Annotated in this window: 22 protein-coding genes and 1 pseudogene; 7 read left to right on the top strand and 16 right to left on the bottom strand. The window is 33.5% G+C overall.

Annotation, left to right across the window (positions count from 1 at the left end; genetic code table 11):
* Positions 1-302 precede the first annotated feature (302 nt).
* Entirely contained in the window at positions 303-1037 is a 735-nt protein-coding gene (locus tag CLORY_RS09610) for a GNAT family N-acetyltransferase (protein WP_079423682.1), read from the top strand.
* 568 nt (positions 1038-1605) lie between these two features.
* Here CLORY_RS09610 and CLORY_RS09615 read toward each other — a convergent pair.
* From CLORY_RS09615 to CLORY_RS09635, 5 genes are all read right to left on the bottom strand, one after another.
* Positions 1606-2853, bottom strand: coding sequence for an Nramp family divalent metal transporter (locus tag CLORY_RS09615; RefSeq protein ID WP_079423684.1), 1248 nt, complete (start codon positions 2851-2853; stop codon positions 1606-1608).
* A gap of 229 nt (positions 2854-3082) precedes the next feature.
* Positions 3083-3292 carry an alpha/beta-type small acid-soluble spore protein gene (locus CLORY_RS09620; RefSeq protein ID WP_079423686.1) on the bottom strand — a complete coding sequence of 70 codons (210 nt, stop codon included), beginning with the start codon at positions 3290-3292 and terminating at the stop codon, positions 3083-3085.
* A gap of 96 nt (positions 3293-3388) precedes the next feature.
* Complete coding sequence (locus CLORY_RS09625) at positions 3389-4462, bottom strand: M24 family metallopeptidase (protein WP_079423688.1); 1074 nt, start codon at positions 4460-4462, stop codon at positions 3389-3391.
* A gap of 31 nt (positions 4463-4493) precedes the next feature.
* Positions 4494-5312 carry an alpha/beta hydrolase gene (locus tag CLORY_RS09630; protein ID WP_079423690.1) on the bottom strand — a complete coding sequence of 273 codons (819 nt, stop codon included), beginning with the start codon at positions 5310-5312 and terminating at the stop codon, positions 4494-4496.
* A 77-nt stretch (positions 5313-5389) separates the two neighbouring features.
* The gene (locus CLORY_RS09635; protein WP_079423693.1) at positions 5390-5953 is read right to left on the bottom strand and encodes a flavin reductase family protein; all 564 of its coding nucleotides are present in this window, start codon (positions 5951-5953) and stop codon (positions 5390-5392) included.
* A 210-nt stretch (positions 5954-6163) separates the two neighbouring features.
* On the opposite strand from CLORY_RS09635, the gene CLORY_RS09640 reads away from it, so the two are divergent.
* The 3 genes from CLORY_RS09640 (at position 6164) to CLORY_RS09645 (ending at position 8115) form a co-directional block, all read left to right on the top strand.
* Complete coding sequence (locus tag CLORY_RS09640) at positions 6164-6502, top strand: winged helix-turn-helix transcriptional regulator (protein ID WP_079423695.1); 339 nt, start codon at positions 6164-6166, stop codon at positions 6500-6502.
* A 258-nt stretch (positions 6503-6760) separates the two neighbouring features.
* The gene (locus tag CLORY_RS23265; RefSeq protein WP_169911581.1) at positions 6761-6916 is read left to right on the top strand and encodes a hypothetical protein; all 156 of its coding nucleotides are present in this window, start codon (positions 6761-6763) and stop codon (positions 6914-6916) included.
* A gap of 23 nt (positions 6917-6939) precedes the next feature.
* Positions 6940-8115, top strand: coding sequence for a M20 metallopeptidase family protein (locus tag CLORY_RS09645; protein ID WP_079423697.1), 1176 nt, complete (start codon positions 6940-6942; stop codon positions 8113-8115).
* Here the strand turns inward: CLORY_RS09645 and CLORY_RS09650 are convergent.
* Together CLORY_RS09650 and CLORY_RS09655 are read right to left on the bottom strand one after the other, a co-directional pair.
* The gene (locus tag CLORY_RS09650; RefSeq protein ID WP_079423699.1) at positions 8112-9077 is read right to left on the bottom strand and encodes a DMT family transporter; all 966 of its coding nucleotides are present in this window, start codon (positions 9075-9077) and stop codon (positions 8112-8114) included. The genes CLORY_RS09645 and CLORY_RS09650 overlap by 4 nt on opposite strands.
* A 163-nt stretch (positions 9078-9240) precedes the next feature.
* Positions 9241-9771: pseudogene (locus CLORY_RS09655) on the bottom strand (alpha-L-fucosidase); the annotation flags it as partial.
* A gap of 339 nt (positions 9772-10110) precedes the next feature.
* On the opposite strand from CLORY_RS09655, the gene CLORY_RS09660 reads away from it, so the two are divergent.
* Complete coding sequence (locus tag CLORY_RS09660; protein ID WP_079423703.1) at positions 10111-10644, top strand: hotdog family protein; 534 nt, start codon at positions 10111-10113, stop codon at positions 10642-10644.
* Between the two features lie 201 nt (positions 10645-10845).
* On the opposite strand, the gene CLORY_RS09665 is transcribed toward CLORY_RS09660, so the two are convergent.
* The 9 genes from CLORY_RS09665 to CLORY_RS09705 all read right to left on the bottom strand — a co-directional run bounded on the left by CLORY_RS09665 (position 10846) and on the right by CLORY_RS09705 (position 22090).
* Positions 10846-12201, bottom strand: a complete 1356-nt coding sequence (locus CLORY_RS09665; RefSeq protein WP_079423705.1) for an MATE family efflux transporter — start codon at positions 12199-12201, stop codon at positions 10846-10848.
* 76 nt (positions 12202-12277) lie between these two features.
* Positions 12278-13375 carry a 4Fe-4S dicluster domain-containing protein gene (locus tag CLORY_RS09670; RefSeq protein ID WP_079423707.1) on the bottom strand — a complete coding sequence of 366 codons (1098 nt, stop codon included), beginning with the start codon at positions 13373-13375 and terminating at the stop codon, positions 12278-12280.
* Positions 13376-13402: 27 nt separating this feature from the next.
* Positions 13403-13855, bottom strand: coding sequence for a MarR family winged helix-turn-helix transcriptional regulator (locus tag CLORY_RS09675; RefSeq protein WP_079423710.1), 453 nt, complete (start codon positions 13853-13855; stop codon positions 13403-13405).
* Between the two features lie 386 nt (positions 13856-14241).
* Positions 14242-14343, bottom strand: a complete 102-nt coding sequence (locus tag CLORY_RS09680) for a putative holin-like toxin (protein WP_079423712.1) — start codon at positions 14341-14343, stop codon at positions 14242-14244.
* A 182-nt stretch (positions 14344-14525) separates the two neighbouring features.
* Entirely contained in the window at positions 14526-15653 is a 1128-nt protein-coding gene (locus tag CLORY_RS09685; protein WP_079423714.1) for a GNAT family N-acetyltransferase, read from the bottom strand.
* A gap of 103 nt (positions 15654-15756) precedes the next feature.
* The gene (gene carB, locus CLORY_RS09690; protein ID WP_079423716.1) at positions 15757-18972 is read right to left on the bottom strand and encodes a carbamoyl-phosphate synthase large subunit; all 3216 of its coding nucleotides are present in this window, start codon (positions 18970-18972) and stop codon (positions 15757-15759) included.
* 168 nt (positions 18973-19140) lie between these two features.
* Positions 19141-20184, bottom strand: a complete 1044-nt coding sequence (locus CLORY_RS09695) for a carbamoyl phosphate synthase small subunit (protein ID WP_079423718.1) — start codon at positions 20182-20184, stop codon at positions 19141-19143.
* Positions 20185-20500: 316 nt separating this feature from the next.
* Positions 20501-21148, bottom strand: coding sequence for a hypothetical protein (locus CLORY_RS09700; RefSeq protein WP_079423721.1), 648 nt, complete (start codon positions 21146-21148; stop codon positions 20501-20503).
* Positions 21149-21304: 156 nt separating this feature from the next.
* The gene (locus CLORY_RS09705; protein WP_079423724.1) at positions 21305-22090 is read right to left on the bottom strand and encodes a hypothetical protein; all 786 of its coding nucleotides are present in this window, start codon (positions 22088-22090) and stop codon (positions 21305-21307) included.
* Positions 22091-22317: 227 nt separating this feature from the next.
* Here CLORY_RS09705 and CLORY_RS09710 point away from each other — a divergent pair, with 227 nt between their 5' ends.
* Both CLORY_RS09710 and CLORY_RS09715 read left to right on the top strand, forming a co-directional pair.
* Positions 22318-23001 (top strand): sigma factor, encoded by a 684-nt coding sequence (locus tag CLORY_RS09710; RefSeq protein ID WP_079423726.1) that lies wholly within the window; start codon positions 22318-22320, stop codon positions 22999-23001.
* Positions 22991-24130, top strand: a complete 1140-nt coding sequence (locus CLORY_RS09715) for an anti-sigma factor domain-containing protein (RefSeq protein ID WP_079423728.1) — start codon at positions 22991-22993, stop codon at positions 24128-24130. Before CLORY_RS09710 ends, CLORY_RS09715 begins: the two co-directional genes overlap by 11 nt.
* Positions 24131-24309: the final 179 nt, after the last annotated feature.

Raw genomic sequence — 24309 nt, forward strand, 5'->3', positions numbered from 1 at the left:
GTTTAGCTGATTAAATAAATTTTTTTAAAAAATCTAATTAACACACACTACCTAGTTTATAAATCAAATTTATGATATTAGTAATTAAGAAATTAATTTTACTGTTGCCTTTAAACATTCAACTTCAAATAATATTTTATATAATAAATGAGTATACTTATAACTGAACCCTAAATGTAGCAATAATTAAACTATTTTCATAATTTGTATACACAGACAAAGATGCCATTAAATATTTTCTAACTGTAATTTAAGCTTATGAATATTAATTGTATGTTGTATCCATTATTAGAGGTGATTTTATGATACAGAAAATAGAACAAATGTCTATGAAGGCTAATCCCTCCACAGAAACTTTATCCTATGACGGATGGATAATACGTTTTTCCGACAGTTTTACGAAAGAAGCAAATTCAATAAACCCGCTTTTTTCTTCTTCTTATCCAGTGGAGGTGAAAATAAATTCCTGCGAAGAATTATTTCGTTCAAAAAACCTTCCAATAATATATAAGTTGACGGATTCCACTGAGAACTATTCTTTAGATTCCGCATTAATTAAGCGAAATTATGTACAGCTTCCAGGGGCAAGAGTATGTCTGCTTAATTTAAACATCGTAAACGGACCTGAGTATAGGTGTATAAAAGTGTACAACAAACCTTCCTCTGTGTGGATTAACTACTTTTTTAAGTTTACTGAAATAGACGCTAAGCATTCAACCCTACTTATGAAGCTGTACAATAAAATTATCCCTACTGCAATTTATTTATTGATCCTTGTGAATGATATACCGGTGGGATGTGGTCTTGGTATAGTTGAAAACGATTACTTAGGCTTGTTCAACTTATGCATAGATAAAAATATGAGAGGAAATGGCTACGGAAAACAACTTGTATTAAATCTTTTAGAGCAAGGCAAAAAAAATGGTGCCAAATATTCTTATTTACAGGTAGGGTTGGATAATTTAATAGCTTATAACCTGTACAAAAGTATAGGTTTCACTGAATTGTACAATTATTGGTACAGAGCTAAAATATAAAAAATGATTACACCCTATGTCGGCTAGTTCCGCTTGGTTAAAGGCCTAAACGGCCTTTAACGGGTTATCTGCGAATGATAATGAGCATGTTTAGATAACCCAGTAGCAATTTCACCGCATCTTTTAGTCAAATTTTCTAATGGCTCATAACTCGGCTGCGCCTCAAACAATTCGCCATCTTAACGGAAATTTGCCTAAAAGACACGGATAATTGCTAAACTCGCTCCAAATGCCTCCGTCGGGGTGAAAGGTCTAAATGACCTTTCACGGGCTATTTACGAATGATAATGAGTATGCATAAATAGCCCCGGAAGACTATTTTTAATGCCCTGACTCTTAATTTTTACATAATACTTTTATTTTATTAATTCTATTACCTTCTTATCTTAATTCACTAACCTCAAAATATATTACCGTCTCTTTTTAACTTCTTCGTAAACACGCTCTACCGTTTTTTCATTTAGCAACCGCCTTTTTTCGTATCTAGAGGTGTATCTTGACATTTGCTAAAAGTTATCCCCTATTGGCAAAAATCATAACTTCCTAAAAAGAAACAAAATTATAAAAATTATAAAATGTAACTTATCAGCAAAGCTATATTTAATGCCGCAACAACAATCCCTATAACCCATAATGCTGCTTTATCGAATGTGGAATTTGCAAATTTGCCCATAACTTTCTTTGAGGAAGTAAGATGTATTTGCAAAAAGATTGTAATCGGCAGTTGAATACTTAGAAGCATTTGAGAATAAATAAGTCCGTTAAATGGATTTCTTATAAAGAATATTACTGCTGCCGCTGCTATCATAGTTACAAGTACACCTACTTTAGTATGTCTATCAGTAATATCATAGGGTTCAGCATAAATACCTGCGAATATACTTCCACCAGCTATACCGGCAGTTATACTAGAGGCTATTCCAGAAAACAACAATGCTATAGCAAATATTATTGAAGCACCGCTGCCTAAAAGCGGTTTCAACATTACCTGTGCCTGACTGAGTTCTGTAACTATAGTACCCACTTTATAAAAAGTTGCAGCAGCTACTAATATCATAGCACTGTTTATCGCCCATCCAATAATCATTGAAAACAATGTATCTCCAAACTCATATTTTAGTTGTTTTATAATAATTTCTTCATCCTTTAGATTCCATTGTCTGCTTTGAATAACCTCAGAATGAAGAAAAAGATTATGAGGCATTACTACTGCACCTAAGACACTCATTATTATTGGTAAAGAACCATTAGGAAAACTTGGAGTAATCCAGCCAGCAGCAGCTGCACCCCAGTCTATTTTTACCAAGCATAGCTCAACTATAAAAGATACACCAATTATAGATACAAATCCTATAATCCATCTTTCAATTTTTTTATAGGAGTTTGTAAAAAGCATATATATAACAAGAGAAAATATTATTATTGTTCCTAGCTTTATTGGTATATTAAATAGCATATTAAGTGCAATTGCTCCACCCAAAAATTCCGCCATAGCTGTTGAAATAGCCGCTAATATTGCAGTGGAAAGTACCAGATTTTTAACCTTGGGCTTTAAATGTTTAGTGGCTGCTTCTGAAAGGCAGTCACCTGTAACAATTCCAAGATGTGCTGCATTATGCTGCAGCATTATCAGCATAATTGTAGCTAACGTCACCATCCATAGAAGTTTGTATCCATAATGTGCTCCAGCTGAAACGTTGGACGCCCAATTTCCAGGATCAATAAATCCTACTGTTACGAGTAAACCAGGGCCTATGTATTTGAAAAAGTCAATAGCCATAAGTCTAGGTCTATGTTCTCCTTTAAATAAATTCATATTATCACCTTCATCCTATCTATATTTATCTATATACTTATAATAATACTGAAAATGATTCTCATAGTAAAGACATTTATGCTCTGCTGAAATGCAGTGCACCATAATAATCTTTTCTAAAAGGCAAAAAAAATTACACGGAAGTCTTCAATAATGTGAGGGGACACATCAAAATTGGTGTCCCCAATTATTGAAAACTTCCGTGCGGCTTTACTCAAATTATATCAAATTATAGTGATTTCTCGTAGCTTTCTACCATTCTCTTAACCATTTCTCCTCCAACAGAACCATTCTGTCTTGAAGAAAGGTTTCCTTTATCTACTTGCTCATAGTTGCTTAAACCTATTTCACTAGCAACCTCCATCTTAAACTTATCTAAACCATTTTGTGCTTCAGGTATTAATGTTCTGTTTCTTCTACCACTATTATTGTTTGCCATTTGTAATTCCTCCTTTTTTAATAGGTTTATATTATAATTTTGCTCAATTTTTGTTTTTATAAACTATTAAAAGAGAGGTAAGTCGTCCATTTTTTTCTATGGCACAATTTTCATTTTTTTGTCATGCTTATTTAGAACTTCACAGCCTGTTTCTGTTACTACAACTAAATCCTCTATTCTAACACCCACACTGCCTGGAAGGTATATTCCTGGCTCTATAGAAAATATCATCCCTGGCATTACTATCATATCATTTGCGCTGCTAACATCAGGAAATTCATGCACCTCAATACCAATATTATGACCTGTTCTATGAGTAAAATACTTTCCGTACCCAGCTTTATCTATAACATCTCTAGCGGCTTTATCTATAGAACTAAATGTAACTCCTGGTTTTACCGCGTCTATACCTCTTAAGTTAGCTTCTAACACTGTATCGTAAACTTGTTTATGTTCATCAGAAACTTGTTTATAAAATACAGTTCTTGTCATATCAGAGCAATACTTATTAGTAAATCCACCTATATCGAGAATAATACTATCTCCAGCTTTCATTTTACTCTTATCAGAGCTATGGTGAGGTTCAGCGGCGTTAGCACCATACGCTATGAGAGGATAGAAGGAAAATTCAGGAGTATCATATTTATCGTAAATATCAGCCAGCTTTTTGCAGAAATTAATTTCTGTATAGCTTTCATCAATTGTCTTTAGTGCTTCCTCCATTACCTTATCATTAACCTGTGAAGCTTTTTTCATAAACTCAATCTCTTCGGTATCCTTTACCATTCTTACTTCATCAATTATGGATGCTGCATTTACAAATTTAAGGTTAGGAACTTTTTCTATAAGCCTAATCAGAAAATGACTTGGCCAGTTCTTATCTATAGCAATTGTACGTTTTTCTATATATTTTGATAATATGTCTATAGAATCATCACTATCATTGAATATAACAGGATTCTCCTGTTCTATGTTCTCAAGCGGAAATAATTCATTTACAAATAACTTAGTTCCTTTATTGGCATTTATATATAATACCAACATTCTTTCTCCTGGTTCAATCCATCTTCCTGTAAGATAAAATATTGAAGCTGTAGACGATATTATTAACTGATCTACGCCTTTCTTATTCATGTTTTCAATTATTTTTTCAAGTCTATTTTTTTTCAATTATATTGCTTCCTTTCGCAAAAATATACACTTACCTAAATACTTCTATAAGCCATTCAATACATAACTTCATCCAAGTAGCTACATGAGGATTTTGTCCGTATCCATCGTAAGCAGTTTCTTCTGTTGCAAGAGATAACCCATGCACCCCATCTGGATATATATGAAGCTCAAAGGGAATTTCCTTACTCTTAAGTGCCCGTGCAAACAGCAAACTATTTTCTACAGGCACAAGCTCATCAGCATAAGTATGCCATATGAAAGTTGGCGGAACTTTTTCATTTACATGCTTCTCCAAAGACATTTCTTCAATTGTGCTTTTAGAAAGCTTGTTACCTAAAAGATTTTTAAATGAATCTTCATGTGCAAATTCTCCCGAAGTTATAACCGGATAGCATAGAATAGCTGCATTAGGTCTATTTAATCCTTGTGTTATCTGAACATGTTTACTTATATAATCTTTTTCCCAATACACTGAAAGGCTTGCGGCCAAATGACCTCCGGCAGAAAAACCACATATGGCAATCTTATTTGAATCCACATTCCATTTTTCCGCATTTTCTCTCACTATACACATTGCTCTTGATACATCTAAAATAGGCTGAGGATGCTTTCTTGGCGCTACACTATAATATACTATAAACGCATGAAAACCTGCTGCATTGAATTTCAAAGCAATTGCTTCTGCTTCTCTATCAGAAGTAAATGCATAAGCTCCCCCAGGACAAATCACAACTGCTGGTCTCTTTTTATTTCCGTAGAGTACATATGTATCCATGTATGGTTTAAAACCATCCGTTTGTTTATCATAATTTTCTTCGTTCCATAAATTTATTCTTTTGCTTATCATTTATTTTTCGCCTCCATCTTCTACATATATTTCTATACTAGCAGTTTATTTCCTCAAATAAAAGGTGATAATTAAACTTACTGACAATAGTTCTTTCCTGTTTCCCAGCCCTTTCCTATTTTTTCTCCTACATTATAATAATTAAACTCATATAACGAGAGCATAATAGGATTGATTTTTTTCATATCAGGTTTACCATCCGTGAAATATTTTTCTTCTGAATAAGCTTGTACTATCTCTCCTATATAAATAATATTGCTTCCACCTAAGTCGAGTTCTTTGATAACCTTACATTCCATGTTGATAGGACATTCTTCTATCATTGGAACATCGAGGCTGCCATAAAAGGAATTAAATAATTTAGACTTATCAACGTTCTTTCCGGATACAATACCGCAATAATCAGTCACTTCTACCATTTCAGCAGATGGAATATTAACACTAAATGTTTTATTTTGTTCAATTCCATTACAGGTATAATGATATCTATTAAGTGATATCGAAATCATAGCTGGAGTACGATTTACTATACCACAATATGATACATTTAAATAATTAGGTACATTATTAACTCTTGCACCAACTAATACTGTAGGAATAGGATAAAGACAACTGATATTTCCCATATTTACCTTGTTCATCTGTTAAATTCCCCCTATATTTTTAAACTTATACTGTAACTTTATATTACTGCCATATATTGTTCAAGTACCTACTTTTTGGTATAATACTATACGAAAGGTAAGTATTATTTACATTCTTACTCTAAAAGTAACCATATATGAATAAAAATTATATAAACGATAATTAATCAATAAACATTAATGAATACAATAATGGTAGGTGTAGTTATGTCGATAGAAAGCAAAAAGTTATATACTTGTCCTATAGATTTCACCATTAACTTGATTAGTGGCAAATGGAGCATGTGGATCTTGTGGATTTTACAAGATGCTCCATTAAGATTTGGTGAAATTAAAAAAAGGATACCTGGTATCACAGAAAAGATGCTAATACAGCAGTTAAGAAAATTCGAAGATTATAATATAATCAATAGGAAAATATACTCGCAAGTTCCTCCTAAGGTAGAATATTCACTTACTGAGCACGGAAAGAGTTTAAAGCCCATAATGTCCTTAATAGAACAATGGGGTAATGAACATTTATCTATTCAAAAAATACTTGAATAAATTTTTATTTCTCATTCAAGAAATATACATAATATGTTAACAAATTTTATGCAATTGTGTCATAGTTATGTCACAAAAACTGTTTATTATATAACCATAGAATCAATCATCCCCTAAATTTAAATAAATCAATTGTGACATCAACTTCAGATGTACTAATTTGACTACTAATATTTAATTCCAGTTGGTTAGTTTTCTACCCAACTGTTTTTGTTAATTATTTTTTATCAATAAAGATAATAATAAGGAGGCCCTCTTTTGAAATCAAAAATATTTTTTTCAATAGGTCTTACTATGCTTATTCTTGGAATCATATTTTCAGCTAAGTCTGATATTATGCTTATTGGAGGTATATTAGGAGGCGGAATAATCGGCTATTCATATAAATTAATAGTCCACAATAAAAATACATAGAGCAGCAAAAATAAGAGGTTAATATGAAAAATGAAGAACAAGTAATCAAACTTATAAAAACTATTACTCCCGAAGTAATCAACATGAGAAGAAAGCTTCACAGCTTTCCAGAATTAAGTTTTAAAGAATTTAAAACCTCCCAATTCATTTGTAACTTTCTCAGCGACACAGGTATAGAGTGTGTTAATCTAGCAAATACTGGTGTTTCAGCCACAATCATGGTAGACACTAATCTCCCGACAATAGCTATCAGAGCAGAAATGGATGCACTTCCTATCCAGGAGGAAAACAGCTTTTACTTTGCATCAAAAATTCCTGGTGTAATGCATGCCTGCGGACACGATGGTATAGTCGCAGCAGCTTTGGGTCTTGCTAAAGTATTACATATGAATAAAGATATTCTTAACTGCAATGTAAAATTTATATTTGAACCAGCAGAAGAAATTGGTAAGGGAGCCAAAGCCCTCATAAATGAAGGGGTACTTAAAGACCCCGACGTCGATAAAATACTTATATTTCATTATGCCAATTCTGAGCCGCTTGGCATGGAAATCCAGAAAGGTGTATCAACTGCCGAGCTATGCTCATTATCCATTAAAATAAAAGGTAAGTCCACTCATTGGGGAGAACTACAAAACGGCGTAGATTCTATATCTGCTGCTAGTAAAGTAATCTCTGTAATTGATGATATAAGGAAAACATACAGGTCAAAAATGCCTATGGTGCTTGGAATTGGTACAATTAATGGAGGCTCAAAAGGCAATATAGTAGCTGACAGTGTAGAAATGAAAGGAACTTTAAGAACATTCTGCATAGAGGACAGAGACTATGTACTTAATTTTCTTAATAAACGGTTCGATGAAATCGAAAAAGATACCTGTGCAATTATAGAGTCTGATATAGCTCCCAGAATCCCTTCAGTTTATAATGCTTCTAAACTTGTTAAAATTGGTGTTGAAGCAGGGATAGAAGTATTCGGCAATGAACGAATGTGTATTTCTGAGCATCCGTTCCTAGCTGGAGATAATGCGGGCTTCTATTTTCAAAAGGTACCAGGCTTAAGAATGGTATTTTTCGCAGAAAAACAAGGTGAAGATAATTATCCACTTCATAATTCAAAATTTGATTTTAATGAAAGTATACTACCTTTAACCATCGAAACTCTCTATAGAGTTATTGATAAAACAGGCTTCAATTAAGAAGCCTTTATTTCTTTACTATTTGATTTGTTATTTCTTCGAGCCATTAATTCAGGAAAAATTGATGAGAATGAACCTGCAAGTATGAATAAAATACCTATAAACATATTAACAGGAATAGCTTCCTGCAATAGCATGAGAGCCAGAATTGGTGCTAAAATTGGCTTAAAGAAAAATACCAGTGATGTAGTCTGTGCAGACGTTTCTTCCATTGCTTTAAAGTAACAGGCAAATCCAACTCCAGTATTGATTATACAGATATATGCTATTATAGGCAGTGTTTTTAAAGAATATCCAGAAAACAGAGGAATATCTGAGAATATAGCAAGTCCATTAGAAGAAATCCAAGTTGAAATTGCAGTTATATGACTTAAGCCAATAAAGGCCAGCATTTCAACACTTCCAAATATAAAACCAAAACAAGTGACTACAACGCCGCCATATTTAGTACATTTTTTCTTTCCTGAAACTCCATAGAGTGCAAAGGTCAATGTCGCTGCTATTGTTAAGGTCACACCTAGTACACTAAGTTTTGTGTTCAAAGGATCAATTATTATTATCGTACCAACAATTTCAAGAATTAAGGCGAAAATATTGTTTTTATGAATAGCTTCCTTCAAGAGAATGAATGCTAAAATCGTAACAAAAATCGGATTACTGCTAAACAGAACCGCAACCACTGAAGCTTTAGTATTTTGTACCGCTAACTGATATAACCCCATACTTACAAACACTCCCAAAAAACCCAAAAAAGCAAAGTAACATAGATCGTTAGTTGAAACAGAAGCTTTCTTTTTATGAAGTGCATTTAATGCAAATGGTATTAAAAATATCCCTCCGACAAAAAATCTAGTGAATGTAAGCTGAATTGGATTAAAATCTCCAGCTACAAGCTTTAATGCAATTTCCATTGTACTAAAAATAATAGTGGTTAGAATGATATAAACATATCCTCTTTTCATAGTAAATGCCCCCAAACATTTTTTATAAATTAAATAGTTCTAATTCTTAACAACTCTTTCTCTATTTAGTACTTATTAACTTCAGTATATACCAATGAAAAATAAGGGTCAAATTAATACAAGCAATAAAAGACGCGAAAGTTATTACCTTCGCGCCCTTTGTTTAACCCTCTATTGGTTCAAAAATTGGTTCTTTTTCTTCCATTTCCAAGCATACACAATAATTTTTCTGATCATACAGATATTCCGGCAGCTGCACTTCTATAATTGAATTTCCTTCACAAGCCTTCATAATCTTGTACGGAAGTTCTGTTTTGTCTTTAACTAGATAAGCACGTTTTACATGGTTACCAACATTTAATAGTTCAATACGAATTTTAGGCTGCAGCATATGTATATAAAGCTTATAATCTTTTCTGGTAAACTGAGCCCATTCCAATTCATAAGCATAGATATCTACTCTCTTAGTATCAAAAATTGCTTCTGAATTTTCTCTGATGTATTTTCCTACCTGATCTAGTACCTGAGTACTACCCTCTGGAATTCTGCCATTTGAATCAGGTCCGACATTAAGTAGATAGTTTCCGCCGCGGCTATTGATTTTTAATAAAAAGCGGATGATATCATCTGGTTTTTTCCAATTATTATCGTATTTATTATACCCCCAGGTATCGTTCAATGTTGCCGGCAACTCCCAATCACCTTCGTATGGTAGTCATAGAAGCTCCGCATGAAAATTTCTTAAGACCAGAATAATAAAAGAATGTTAACAAACGTTTTTACTAAGTTAACAAACAGTATTCTTTTTTGCCACATATTTGACACATAAATTCTTTATTATATGAATATAGAAACAAACACCCCCTAATTTAAAGGAAAAGAAAATAAAATTAATTATAAACAGTTGGTTGTTCCCCCTTCCAGCTGTTTTTGCATATTGAATACATTTTATATCTTCCCATTGTAGTGATTCACTTGACTTAATTTGTTATAATTATTATAAAAAGAGTAATCATTCTAAGGAGAAATACTTATGATAGATTTATTTAAAGCATTTTGTACAAGCGGAGATTTAGCATATGAAGGTGCATTTATTGCTAAAATTAAATATGAACGTTTCATAGAAAAAGCAAATAGCGAAGACTACAAAACCGAAATCGTAAAAAGCAGCAAACGCCTTTGCATAATCAGCTGCAGTGGATATTTTAAAGACGAAGTTGTAGAGACCATGACTGTATATTTAATGATGAATGTTTCAGGAAAGCAGGTCAAAGAACCTGAAGCAGTTGGAAATCAGGGCTCTTTATGGCGAAGTTTCTCAAAGCAGGAGATAGCTGATTTCAGTCACTCTGTAGGCGATACAAACTCTATCCATCTTTCAGATAATCCTGTTGTACAGGGAATGTTTCTTCTAAAAGAACTGTGCACCGAAACACAAGCAAAAGAAATCGAAGTAAAATTCACTTATCCTGTTTATGGTGATAATCCTGTTTACTTGAAACGAGAAGGAAATACCATTGAGGGTTTTAGCAATGATTTTTTATGTTTTCAAGCTGAGTCTAAATAAACTAAATATATATGATAAGCTATAAACTATAGGTTTATTTTTATAAAAAATTTAGTATAATATATATTGTAGCTGAAAAAACAGGGTGCTTTCATCACCCTGTTTTGTATTTATAATTGCTTGTGCAAGGTATTTTGTATATATCACCACATATATACTGCAACCTTTTTTAATTGCTTAAAAATAACTTTATAAACTTTTTTATGATGCTTGCTGCAATACTGTTTTCTTCTCTTTAACAGATGCCTTAAAAGCAAGAAATAAAATTAATATAATTGTTAAGCCATCAGCTATAGGTTGTGCTAAAAGAATACCTTGCATTCCAATTACCATCTTAAGTATAAATAATCCTGGAATTAATAATCCCTGTCTTGCAAATGCAATAATCCCACCATATTTTGTCCGATTTGTAGCAAGGAACATCGAAGAATACACCAATATAAAACCTAACCCCATAAACGTAACTGCATAATATCTCACTGCCTTCATACCAATAGAAATAACATTTGCATCAGAAGTAAACATCGAAATGATAGGCTTTGTCAGCACCAGCATAAAAATACTGCAAAGAACACAGCATATTGTTGTCCAAATAAGTGCTAAATTTGTGGCTGTCTTAGCTCTATTAAATTTCTTTGCACCGTAACTAAAGCTAACAAAGGATTGATACCCTTTTGTGAAACCTCCAACCGCCATAAAACCTAATGAGGTTATTCTTACTTCAGTTCCAAGTGCAGCTAAACATGCATCACCATAATCTGAAGCAAGCACATTAGTAATTATTATCGCTACACCATAAAGTACTTGAAAGAACATGAGAGGAATTCCTACTTTAGCAGTCTCCACATAGTATTCCTTAGCTGGTTTAAAGTTCAAGAAATTATACCTGATAGTACCCTTTTTAGCTGTGATGTAATATAGATACATAAATGTTGTAATTAAATTAGCAATAAGCGTTGCAGTTGCTGAACCCCTTATTCCCATATGAAATCCATAAATAAATACTGGATTTAGAAAAATATTAGAAACTCCGCTTACAAGCATTGCGAGCATACTATACATAGTTGCACCTTCAGCCGCAAGCATATTATTGCAAGTTACGTTAAACAGATTAAAGAACAGGGCAATTGCAAAGATCTCACCATACTGTTTTGCATACGGCATGATTGTGTCAATTGCTCCAAACCCTCTCAATATCTGTTCCAAAAAAATCAGCAATATAGCTAAAAACACAATTCCGATAATTATTGAGGAATTCATTATCACACAGCCTGCATCATTTGCTTTCTTATAATTTTTTTCGCCAAGCAGTCTTCCAAGATATACTGATCCGCCTCCGCCTAACAATAAACCAATGCCTGTAACGACGTAAGTCAGTGGTGAAGCGACCGTAGCCGCAGCCATTTGCTGTGCTCCTAAATTACCAACAAAATATCCATCAACTGCGTTAAATAAAGCCGATACCATCATACCCACCAGCGTAGGTATTCCTAGCTTCAAAAGTGCCTTCCAGACTTTTTCATTCTCCATCATAAGCAATTTGCTATTTTCCTTCATAAATTGATCCGTCCTTTTTATTCAATTCATATATTAATGTAAATCATAGCTTGTATCATCATACCACGCATAACTATCATTTATTTTTTAACATATTTACAATTTCCATTATATTTTTTCCTGCCTGACACAAGAATGTACATGTACCACAATTTATGCATTTTTCAAGTTCATATTTCTGCATATCTATATTTTTATTTTTTGCGTAATCATCTACAACCTTATGTACCTTAATACCCATAGGACAGTTTCTCGTGCAGTTTCCGCATCCTTTGCATCTCGAGTCATTATTGTAGCCAATATCAGCGCCATAACCAACAAAATTCGTTAATGGTGTAATCATTTCATTATGCTCAAGCCTGTGAGCTCCCATAACCCCTCCGCCTGCGTACATACCTTTATTATCTTGTCTGCCAAGTATATGTTGAAGCACTTCTTGTGCTTTCATGCCATAATCAACTCTTACCACCTTTGCCTGCCCAGCTGTATAATCAGCAACTGTAATATACCTGCTGCCCTTTGAGAATTTACCTTTCGCTATCTCAGCAATCATGATCACAGTTTGAACATTTATAACTAAAATTCCTTTCTTAGCAGGTATTTCATTTTTACTCACTTCCACATTCAATACCTGCTTTATCAGGATTCTTTCTTGGCCCATTGGATAACGATCTGGAAGGATTTTAACATTCATCCCTTCAATTGCTTCATTTTTTAATTTTATAGCCAAAAAAGTCTCCGATGCTTGTATCATTTCAGATACCAGCTTACTGCCAAAGATGATATCCTCCAGTCTATTTCTAATGAGCCACTCATCATGAATAAGTCCTGGATCACATTCAGCACCGTTTATTATAAGTATTCTGTTTTCCGCTGTTGATGCTATTACTGACTTCAACTTCTTGTAGGTTGGAAACCCATTGCCACTCATGCCTGTGAGCTCATTTTCCTCAATCGCCTTTAAAAGCTCATTTTTTTCAATAACTTTTGTTTCCGGCTGTTCCTCCTTGCCAACCATATCAATATAACCATTTTCAGTAATCACCTTTGTTATGCTGGCCTTTGGGTAGGCAAATATTTTTCTTAGATATTTGCTTTTATTTTCTTTTTGAACTTTTTTTATTTTCTCATTTCGCTTAACATAGCTTTTTGTAATAATAGGATAACTACCCATAATCAAATCTCCCCTTATAACACATTTTTATTCCCGATTCATTTCATCAACCATACTCTCATAAAAATCCATAGCTCCTTTAAGTTTTAAATAGTCTTCTTTTGATACTTTTTCCAGCTTACTGCGTATAAGCTTATTTTTCTCTTTATGGAAATTCAGATGTGCATCATACACTTTTTTACCTAATTCAGTAAGCTTTAAAATAATTTCTGCATCAGACTTAGGTGATACCTGCTTTATTACAAATCCCTTATCCATTAATTTATAAATCATCTGGGAAACAGCACCTTTTGTAATCCCCCTCAATAAAGCCAATTGAGTAATATTTATCCCATCGTTGGATCCAATAGAATCTATTGTATGAATTTCTGCAAATGTCAAACAGATATTAGCTCCATAGTGGCGTTTTTTCTTCTCCATCTGTGTATACTTGTGTATGATTCTATCTATTTGATTCATAAGTGATTCTTCATTTTCCATTTCCTGTTTTTTCTCCTTTCTATTATATTTTTCAGCATGTACTAATTTAGTTGCTATACTGTTTAGTAATTATACTGTTTAATTACTAAACAGTATAGTACATCAACAATATAAAAATTTCAAGTACTTTTTATCTATTTTTATACAAAAATGTGAAAAGCAAAGAAATAACTTAAAATAAAGTTGACTCCGATATTTTAAGTTATTTTATTATTTCTTATGATATTATGTGTTTATTTTTCTTGAAAGTTTGATATAATATAACTAAGAAAAGAAAAAAACAGGGTGTTGGTAGCACCCTGCTATACGATTCTAGTTGGTTAAGCAACTGGTATCACTATATTTTAAAGAAAAAAATAGTAGCTTTCCCTTTGTGCTCGGGGCTACTATTTTTTTGAGATTTTTTCTATAAGCAGCACTACTAATGTTAATAGTGCAATTAAGAATAATCCACCTTCAAATAACAACATTAAAACATCGTTACTCATAAGCATCACCTCCCTTCAACAGGGATAAGTGATAACTGTAGCCCACTCAACTAATTAATCGTACTATCAAATTATAGCATATAGACCTTAGCAAATCTATATCCAGTTATTCCCACAAAATCATCTGCTGCTTCGCATAAATACAAATTTATTAAACTGTGCATAATCTTATTTACGTTATTTTATAGCAAATGTTCTATATATTTATCACTCCATAACTGAACTTCAATATATCCCCCTGGCTTCCCATACATCGCCGGCAGGTCTAAGATAAAATCACTTACGCTTTTACTAGATTCACGTATCATATTAAATAATTGATTTTTACTCCACACTGTACCTTCAGTTAGCCCCATATCCTTAATATGCATGCTGTCTCTCGGAGTAAAGCTTATATGCTCATTGGTTATATCCTTCAAAGGAATTTGAATCTGCTCTTCATTTCCATAAAAATTTTGAAAGCTCTTACATTCACATAGTACAAAATAAATAGGATGTCTTGTTTCTGGTTTTCCGCCATTTTTGATGAACTGCTTGTATAACCATTCTTCCGTGGCTTGTCTTTTTTCATAGTACCGTTCAAAATAATCACCATATCGGTTATTACTAGCAGTTGAATTCTCTGAAAGTTGTTTAGCTATCTTGTAAGCTTCTTCTTTAGGAAGACGCATGATACTTCTTAAATGCAGTCCTCCCGTCTCTCGATAATTAGTTAAATATAAATTATCAATATTAAGATGCTTTTCATCCATAAACTTTTTACGCAGATAATCCTGCCGCATTATAGCATACCAGGATATATCAGTAATACCCTGTTTACTTAGATAAGACTGACGCAGCGTACCTTCTACCTGAAATCCACATCGAAGCAATACCTTTCCAGCAGGTTTATTCTGAGCATCACAACATGCTTCAATTCTATTTGCACCTACTTCTTCTATAAAGAACAGTACCAATGCACTTAGCGCTTCTCTTGCTATCTTTTGGTTCCACCACTTTGTTCCGATGCAGCAACTGATGTGAACGCTTTGAGTTTCCTCATTACATGTTCCACTTATAGAACCAATCACCTTCCCAACTTCTTTCAATTCTATACCCCATATATATGTGTCAAGACTTTGATATTGGACATTAAGCAGTTTTATATAATCATGTGTAACATTTATGTTGTCATGCTCCTTCCAAGTCAGAAACTTTGTAACTTCACTGTCACTAGCCCAATTTGAAAACATATCGTTAGCATCATTGTCCGTGATCTTTCTCAAAATAAGTCGTTCCGTTACTAATTTCTTTGTCCCAAGATTATTCATCGTCATACACCTCTTTTAAAATACTCTCTTTAAAAATTAATTATACAAAATATAACAAAAAAAGAAAACAGCAGCATCACAAATCGTGCCGCTGCCATTCTTTTTATTCTCCCATATTATAAACGTCCATTGTGTCCACTGAGATTTCCTTGCCAAGCTTCTGAGTCACCTCAACCAAAGCTTTCATAGTATCCAGTGCAGTTATTACTTCAATATTTCTTTCGATAGCCGTTCTTCTTATTATGAAGCCATCTCTTCTTGAATCATTACCCTTTGTTGGAGTATTAAGCACAAGATCTATTTCCATGTTCTTTATTACATCCAATATATTAGGTTCTTCCTCGTTTATCTTTCTTACTTCCTTTACCTTAAGTCCAGCATTTCTCAACAACTCCGCTGTTCCGCTGGTAGCTGCGAAGCTATAGCCAAGTTCTCCGATCTCCTTAGCTATGCTTAAGAATTCATCCTTATCGTGATCATTTACTGTTGCAAGAACCACTTTTGTCTTATTCTCAAGCTGCATATCTGCTCCTAGGAAACCTTTGTAAAGAGCTTCATATATATTCTTTCCTACTCCAAGCACCTCTCCGGTGGATCTCATCTCCGGTCCAAGACTTATTTCTACTCTTGGAAGCTTCTGTGTTGAGAAAACCGGTACTTTAACTGCTACAATATCAGGCTCTTTATAAACATCAACTCCATAACCAAGGTCCTGAAGCTTTGCACCAAGCATTATCTTTGTAGCTAAATCAACTATAGGCACACCACTTACCTTGCTTATATATGGTACAGTTCTGCTGGCTCTAGGATTTACTTCTATAACATAAAGGTGGTTATTATACTCAATAAACTGTATGTTTATCATTCCCTTTATACCAATCTCTATAGCAAGCTTCTTAGTATAATCAAGTATATCTTCTCTTATTTTCTGTGATACATTCTGGGTTGGATACATGGTTATACTGTCGCCTGAATGAACTCCTGCTCTTTCAAGATGCTCCATTATTCCAGGTATAAGCACGCTTTCCCCATCGCATATAGCATCAACTTCAAGCTCTCTTCCCATAAGGTATTTATCTACTAGTACTGGATTCTTCGTATCCTTCTCAAAGGCATTTTCAAGGTAAAATTCCAGCTCATTTGCATCATAAGTTATCTCCATACCCTGACCTCCAAGTACGAAGGAAGGTCTTACAAGTACTGGATATCCAAGTGCTTCCGCTCTCTGAAGTCCCTCTCCAGCACTCCATACAGCCTTACCCTTTGGTCTTGCTATATCAAGCTTTTCAAGGATTGCTTCAAATTTTTCTCTATCCTCTGCTGCATCGATCTGCTCCGAACTTGTTCCAAGGATGTATATATTCTTTTCTTTAAAGAATTGTGCAAGCTTTATAGCTGTCTGACCACCGAACTGAAGTATTACTCCATACGGCTTCTCCTTATCGATTATATTCAAAACATCTTCCTCAGTAAGAGGCTCAAAATAAAGCTTATCTGATATATCAAAATCTGTGCTTACAGTTTCAGGGTTGTTGTTTATTATGATTGTTTCTATGCCCATCTTTCTTAGCGCTTTTACGGCATGAACCGACGCGTAGTCAAATTCTATTCCCTGGCCTATTCTTATTGGACCAGAACCTATAACAACTATTTTCTTCTTATCGCTTACTGTAACTTCATCTGCACTGTCATAAGTTGAATAATAGTAAGGTGAAAGTGCTTCAAATTCGCCTGCACAGGTATCAACCATCTTAAACGTAGGAGTTATATCCCATATCTTTCTAAGCTTATACACTTCATCAGGGCTTACATTAAGCAGTTGACCTATTACCTTATCTGAGAAACCTTTTCTCTTAAGTTCATATAGATAATCCTTTGTCATATCTGAAAGTTTCTTAGTTTTCAGTTCTTCTTCTTTGGATACTATCCACTTAATCTTCTTAACAAAGAACTCATCTATGCCTGTGATCTGAGATATCATCTCTACTCTATAGTCTCTCCTAAGCATCTCAGCCAGAGCAAATATTCTCTCGTCATCTGCTTCAATTACCTTCTCCTTAAGCTCAGCCATGGTTAAGTCCTTCATCTTTTTATGCTCAAGGCTGTACTTTTTAAGTTCCAGAGATCTTATTCCCTTTAAGAATGCAGCTTCGAAGTTGCTTCCTATAGACATTATCTCTCCGGTAGCCATCATCTTTGTACCAAGTACTCTGTCTGCATCAAAGAATTTATCAAAAGGCCACTTTGGAATTTTTACTACTACATAATCCAGTGTAGGCTCGAAACATGCGTAAGTCTTCTGTGTAACAGCATTTTTTATCTCATCCAAGTTATATCCAAGAGCAATTTTAGCTGCAACTTTTGCTATTGGGTATCCAGTAGCTTTTGAAGCTAAAGCTGAGGATCTGCTAACTCTAGGGTTTATCTCTATAACTGCATATTCAAAACTGTGTGGATTTAATGCGAGCTGAACATTACATCCTCCTTCTATACCTATCGCATTTATTATGTCTAACGATGCTGTTCTTAACATCTGATATTCCTTATCCGACAAAGTTTGGCTTGGAGCTGTAACTATACTGTCTCCCGTATGTATTCCTACAGGGTCAACATTCTCCATGTTACATACAGTGATACAGTTTCCCGCACCATCTCTCATCACCTCGTACTCTATTTCCTTCCAACCTTTTATGCTCTTTTCTATTAGCACCTGGCCGATGGTGCTTAGCGAAAGACCCTGACCAAGTATCTCTACTAATTCCTGCTCGTTGTTAGCAATACCTCCGCCAGTTCCTCCAAGAGTATAAGCAGGTCTTACAATTACTGGGTAGCCTATCTTCGCACTGAACTGTTTTCCATGTTCCATATCAGTTATGATATCACTCACTATACATGGCTGACCTATCTTCTTCATCTCAGCTCTGAATAGTTCTCTATCTTCACCTTTTTTGACAGATTCAATCGAGGTACCTATAACTTTAACTCCATATTTATCTAATATTCCCTTATCGTAAAGCTCAACTGCCATGTTAAGTCCTGTCTGACCTCCCATACCGGCAATTATGCTGTCTGGTCTTTCCTTAGCTATAACCTTCTCCACAAACTCAGCTGTTATAGGTTCAATATATATCTTATCTGCAGTCTCTTTATCAGTCATTATAGTAGCTGGGTTACTGTTTACGAGAACAACCTCTACTCCTTCTTCTCTAAGAGCTTCACAAGCTTGAGTTCCGGAATAATCAAACTCTGCTGCCTGACCTATTACTATCGGGCCTGACCCTATTACTAATACTTTCTTTATATCATCACGCTTTGGCATAAAATTACCTCCCAATATTATTTATGATTTGCTTTCTTCATATTCCCATCTATGACACACAGATTATGCTCTTAATTACGAATTAAGATTGAGTAATGGTTGAAATTCTGATTATCAGAATTTCTTCAATAATTCCTCATTCATAATTTATAATTTCTAATTTATTAGCTATACTGCTAGAAACTTATCAAATATGCTGTTTACGTCCCTTGGCCCAGGGTTTGCCTCTGGATGGAACTGTACGCTGTATATGTGTAAGTCTTCATGTCTCATTCCTTCAATGGTTTCATCATTCAAATTCACGTGGGTTACTTTAACACCTTCAGGTAATTCTTTTACATAATATCCATGGTTTTGAAGAGTTATATAAACTCTATTATCCTCCAAATCCTTTACTGGATGATTACTTCCTCTATGCCCAAACTTAAGTTTAGCTGTTTTTCCGCCAAGTGCCAGTGCTAAAAGCTGATGTCCAAGGCATATACCAACCATTGGTTTTTTACCGACAATACCTTTTATTGTGTCTATCTGTTCTGCCAAGTCTGCTGGGTCTCCAGGACCGTTTGACAAGAACACCAAATCAGGATTTACGTTTAATATATCCTCTGACTTAGCAGTGGCAGGAAATACTGTAAGCTTACAATTTCTCTGCTCAAAACATCTAAGTATATTAGCCTTTATTCCATAATCTATAACAGCTACATGCTTTCCGCTGCCTTCAATTACATACTCCTCTTTGGTACTAACATTTTTAACTGCTTCAGTATTATTATAGTTTTGAAATTTAATATCTATCTCTTCCTGGCTTAAATCATGAACAGTAATTATCCCTTTCATAGTTCCGCTGTTTCTGAGTATCTTTGTCAGCGCTCTTGTATCTATTTTCTCGAGACCCATTATTTTATGATGCTTAAGATAATCATTTAATGTTATCTCACATCTGAAATTATTAGGTTCTTCACAAGCTTCTCTTACAATAAAGCCCTTAACCTTAGGCCCCTCTGACTCACCATCCTCAAGATTAAGACCGTAGTTACCTATAAGCGGATAAGTCATCGTAACAATCTGGCCGTAATAAGAAGGATCCGTAAGCACCTCCTGATAACCCGTCATACCAGTATTAAAAACTACCTCTCCAATAGTCTCATCTAAATATCCAAAGGCATTACCCTCAAAAACCATCCCATTTTCTAATATAAGCTTTGCTTTCATAATCAAATGACCTCCAATCATTTTTATACAAAATTAGTATTAACAAAATAAAAAGGATAATAAAGAGAACTCTTTTTTCAAAAGTTTCTCCCTATTATCCGTTACTTACATCAATGGGGCTATTAAATTTTTCACTATAATTTTTTTTATAACAAAAAAACATATACAAAATTATACTCCCCTTTCTGGCCTCACAGGACCAATTTAAAGCGTATTTTCTATACTATTTTAATTTATAAGTTTATCTGTGTCAAGAGAAAAAATTAGGAATCCAGCATAACTGAATTCCTAATTACTATGTTTATTGTAGTTATTCCTAAGGAGTAACTACAGTTCCAGCTGAAGTTGTAGTATCTGCTGGTGTTGTTTCATCAGTTGGTGTTGTTGTATTAGTTTCATCTTCAGAAACTACTGTAGCTGTTCTAGCAATAGTAAGAGCGTCATCATATAAACCAATTAATTTAGTAAGTTTTGCAACTTTGCTATTCTGCTTGGCAATAACTTTATCTATAGCTGTAATAGCTGATGAATATTGAGTTCCTTTGCTTTTAGCTTCTGCTTTTTTTGCTTCACTATCAACCGAAGCTGTATCTGTTGCATCTTTATAGGCAGCACTTATTGCCTTAATTTTTGCGTTTAACGCTGTTAATTGATCTGCAGGTAGAGTTTTAGTACCCTCCTTAATTGCTCCCATTATTTTATTCAATTCTGCTTTTTTTGCATTTACCTTTTTCTTTAAATCAACAAACTTCTTTACATTTGCCTTCATTGTTGTAAGTTCTTCTTTAAGTTGCTGCTTTTGTTTACTTACCTTTACAGCTTCTTTCTTGCTCTTTGAGCTAGATTTAGATAGTGATGTAACTTTTGCTGCAGCTTTAGGATTCGTTTTACTAGTTTTTGCATAAGCAGCAGTTGGTACTGCAAGTAGAGCTATTAATGTCATTGCTATAATTTTCTTTTTCATATTTACTACCACCTTTCACTGTCAATACACTCTTGATTCATTCAGATAATTAGATAAAAAATTGTATTTTAAGTATTAGACTTAATTCGTTTGATTTAATATACGAAAGCTAATTTTATTTTTGAGGGGTATGTATGAATTTCTAATTTAGTTTTCTTATGGAATAATTACATTCTCATCAGAAGTTGTTGTTTCTGTGTCTGTTGATGTTGTTGATGTATCCGTTGGTGTGGTTGTCGTATCTGTACTAGTTTCATCATCAGTAACTTCTGTAGCTGCACTTGTAACAGCAAGAACTTCATCGTATTTAGTACTCAATTCTGTAAGTTTTTCATATATGCTCTTCTGCTTATTTACAACTTCATTTAATGCTGAAACAGCATCCTCAAGCTTACCTTCTTTGGCCTTCTTTTCTGCCTTCTGGGTTGCACTGGTTATTTTAGCTATTCCTTTTACTATATCCTTATACTCATCTTGTAGATCGTCAGTTTTGGAAATTAAATCCTCCAACTGATCTTCAGGTAAAGTTTTAGTGCCGTCTAATATTTCCTCTAACGCCTCATTCAAGTTACTTTTCTTTATATTTACTTCCTTTCTTAGCTCATTGATCTTTTTAACATTTGTTTTTATAGTTGTAACCTGCTGATTAATCAAGGTCTTAAATTTTGCTTGCTTGTCCTTCTTGTTTCCTCGTTTTTTATCTTGTTCATCTTTTTTGTTCTTATCATTCTTCTTTTCATTTTCTTTTTGATCTCTTTTATCTTTCTCGCTGTCTTGATCGTCTTTTTGTTCAGCCTTTTGCTTATCTTTTTCAGCAGCCTTCTTTTCAACTTTTTCAATCTTTACTTTTTCTTTAGGCTTCTCTTTGTTGTCTTTTGCATAAGCTGCTGTTGGAACTGCAATTAATGCCATTAATACAAGTGCTATAATTTTCTTTTTCATTTTCATTCCACCTTTCATAGTTAGATAAAATCTCTTGCTTTATCTTGATAATTAGTTAAAATAGAAATAAATAATTTTAATATAAATTTAAATTTTCCTTGATTTTATTTTATACATTATTACGTAAAACATTTTCATTTTTGGGGGGTCTACATAAAATTTATTTTATTTTTTGTACCCTTCAAAATTTATATATTCACACGTACTGATAAAAGGGGGATGGGCCCATGGAAAAACAGTTTCTTAATAAAGACAATAGAGACAAATTTATAGAAGAAAATAAAGGCTTTGTTTACACCGTAGCTTCCACCATTTGCAATAGAAAACTGGATTGGGTAAATGATGATGAACTCAGCATATCTCTTATTGCCTTCAATAATGCATGTGATACATATGATGATTGTAAAGGTAGTTTTTTGGGTTATGCAAAGGTATTAATAAAAAATGCACTGATAGATTACTTTAGAAAAACAAAAAATACTCCTTACCTAATGTTCGAAAATCACGATGAAGTAACAGATTATATAGATAACAAAAGTGCGCTGACTGAATTTGAAAAAAGCCGAGAAAAGCTAGAACTAGCGGATGAGATTGCGTTGTTTTCAAAGAAACTATCAACTTTTAAATTAAGCTTTACTGATTTATTAGATTCATGTCCCTCGCATATTGATACAAGGAATAATCTCTTAAATATTGCATTCAAATGTTCTTCGGAAAAATCCATATTAGATTATATAAATAGTAAAAAGAAACTTCCTATAAGTGAAATAATGCTTCTTACAAATTCAAAAAGAAAATTTATGGACAAATGGAGAAAATATATATTAGCTCTAATATTGATATTATCTGATAATGATTATTCTTATTTAAAATCGTACTTGAATATAAAGGTAGGTGAATATGATGGCTAAAACTGGTTTAGTATTAAAAATTGAAAATAATACAGCTATAATAATTACTCCTTCTGGTGAATTTGCAAAAGTAGCCATTTCAGGAAAGCCTCCGAAGATTGGTGATACCTACACTGGTAACTTAAAAAGAAAGCACAGCTATATAAGATATTTATCAGCGGCAGTAGTATTATTTATGATTTTCATTTTTGGCGGAGGTACCTATGGTTATTGTTCTACTGCGCAAATAGTTAAAGTAAGCATAAATCCGTCCGTAGAACTGAAAGTTAATTATTTTGGTAAAATTATTAAATATGCTCCTCTTAACAATGACGGTCGAATTCTACTCAAAAATCTGAAGTTGAATAATAAAACTACAGATGATGCTCTGGTAGCTTTAGTTAAAAAAGCAGAGAAGGATAATTTTATTAACAAAGATTATACACTTAAGGGGAAAACTATATCGGTTGAAATTTCATCCACCAGTTTTTATAAATCAGCAAAATTGGATAAATTCAACAGTTACGTTAGTGATGAGAAAATAAATACAATCATAGATAACAACGGAACACACAGCAGTAAGAAATTTAATAAGAATAATAACGCCAACAGCGAGAAAATAACGAAACCAACTAAAAAATCAGCTGATGCTGTGAGAAAAAAACATACTGCTAAAAAGGACAGTTCTGTATCTGCCAATGAGAATGCTCCGGCAATCAAAACTGCCAGCGGTGCTAGTAAAGAACGCAAACAGCATAGACAAACTAGCAGAACCATCGCAAAACACAATGGTATCTCTTCAAAAAACAGTACGAGTTCAAAAAACACTAATAAAGCAAATAATAAAAGTAACACGCAAAACAGTGCTAAGACATCTGATAAAAGCAAGGTAAATAGCAATAACAAAGCAAAAAGTAATTTAAGTTCAAAAAGTACTACTAAAACTACTAGTAGCAGCAACGGGAATAAAAACACTAAAACTGCATCAGGCAAGTCAGTTGATGCAAAAAATAATAGTAGTAATAAATCTGACAATAAAAATAACAGTAAAGATAATAAAAGTAATTCGCAAGATCATGGTAATGACAACAAAGATAATAGTAACAATGATAACAGTAAGAATGATAATAAAGATCATGGCAAAAAGTAATTTAATGGAGCTGCTTAAATTATACAAAAATTCAAGCAGCTTCTATTGTATTTAATTGCTCAAAATATGACACACTAAGTAATATCAGAATATATTTAGTTAAAAAATGTATTCTGATATTTTTAATTTAATATTGCTAATCTCTAACTAGGTATTGTATAATGTACCTATAATGTTGT

Origin of the sequence: Clostridium oryzae (assembly GCF_002029235.1) — a bacterium.
Taxonomy (GTDB): Bacteria; Bacillota; Clostridia; order Clostridiales; family Clostridiaceae; genus Clostridium_AE; species Clostridium_AE oryzae.

What these genes read in the sequence shown, in the direction of transcription:
- CLORY_RS09610 (WP_079423682.1), top strand. Translation starts at nt 303, where the DNA reads ATGATACAGAAAATAGAACAAATGTCTATGAAGGCTAATCCCTCCACA.
- CLORY_RS09615 (WP_079423684.1), bottom strand. Translation starts at nt 2,853, where the DNA reads ATGAATTTATTTAAAGGAGAACATAGACCTAGACTTATGGCTATTGAC.
- CLORY_RS09620 (WP_079423686.1), bottom strand. Translation starts at nt 3,292, where the DNA reads ATGGCAAACAATAATAGTGGTAGAAGAAACAGAACATTAATACCTGAA.
- CLORY_RS09630 (WP_079423690.1), bottom strand. Translation starts at nt 5,312, where the DNA reads ATGATAAGCAAAAGAATAAATTTATGGAACGAAGAAAATTATGATAAA.
- CLORY_RS09635 (WP_079423693.1), bottom strand. Translation starts at nt 5,953, where the DNA reads ATGAACAAGGTAAATATGGGAAATATCAGTTGTCTTTATCCTATTCCT.
- CLORY_RS09640 (WP_079423695.1), top strand. Translation starts at nt 6,164, where the DNA reads ATGTCGATAGAAAGCAAAAAGTTATATACTTGTCCTATAGATTTCACC.
- CLORY_RS09645 (WP_079423697.1), top strand. Translation starts at nt 6,940, where the DNA reads ATGAAAAATGAAGAACAAGTAATCAAACTTATAAAAACTATTACTCCC.
- CLORY_RS09650 (WP_079423699.1), bottom strand. Translation starts at nt 9,077, where the DNA reads ATGAAAAGAGGATATGTTTATATCATTCTAACCACTATTATTTTTAGT.
- CLORY_RS09660 (WP_079423703.1), top strand. Translation starts at nt 10,111, where the DNA reads ATGATAGATTTATTTAAAGCATTTTGTACAAGCGGAGATTTAGCATAT.
- CLORY_RS09665 (WP_079423705.1), bottom strand. Translation starts at nt 12,201, where the DNA reads ATGAAGGAAAATAGCAAATTGCTTATGATGGAGAATGAAAAAGTCTGG.
- CLORY_RS09670 (WP_079423707.1), bottom strand. Translation starts at nt 13,375, where the DNA reads ATGGGTAGTTATCCTATTATTACAAAAAGCTATGTTAAGCGAAATGAG.
- CLORY_RS09675 (WP_079423710.1), bottom strand. Translation starts at nt 13,855, where the DNA reads ATGGAAAATGAAGAATCACTTATGAATCAAATAGATAGAATCATACAC.
- CLORY_RS09680 (WP_079423712.1), bottom strand. Translation starts at nt 14,343, where the DNA reads ATGAGTAACGATGTTTTAATGTTGTTATTTGAAGGTGGATTATTCTTA.
- CLORY_RS09685 (WP_079423714.1), bottom strand. Translation starts at nt 15,653, where the DNA reads ATGAATAATCTTGGGACAAAGAAATTAGTAACGGAACGACTTATTTTG.
- carB (WP_079423716.1), bottom strand. Translation starts at nt 18,972, where the DNA reads ATGCCAAAGCGTGATGATATAAAGAAAGTATTAGTAATAGGGTCAGGC.
- CLORY_RS09695 (WP_079423718.1), bottom strand. Translation starts at nt 20,184, where the DNA reads ATGAAAGCAAAGCTTATATTAGAAAATGGGATGGTTTTTGAGGGTAAT.
- CLORY_RS09700 (WP_079423721.1), bottom strand. Translation starts at nt 21,148, where the DNA reads ATGAAAAAGAAAATTATAGCAATGACATTAATAGCTCTACTTGCAGTA.
- CLORY_RS09705 (WP_079423724.1), bottom strand. Translation starts at nt 22,090, where the DNA reads ATGAAAAAGAAAATTATAGCACTTGTATTAATGGCATTAATTGCAGTT.
- CLORY_RS09710 (WP_079423726.1), top strand. Translation starts at nt 22,318, where the DNA reads ATGGAAAAACAGTTTCTTAATAAAGACAATAGAGACAAATTTATAGAA.
- CLORY_RS09715 (WP_079423728.1), top strand. Translation starts at nt 22,991, where the DNA reads ATGATGGCTAAAACTGGTTTAGTATTAAAAATTGAAAATAATACAGCT.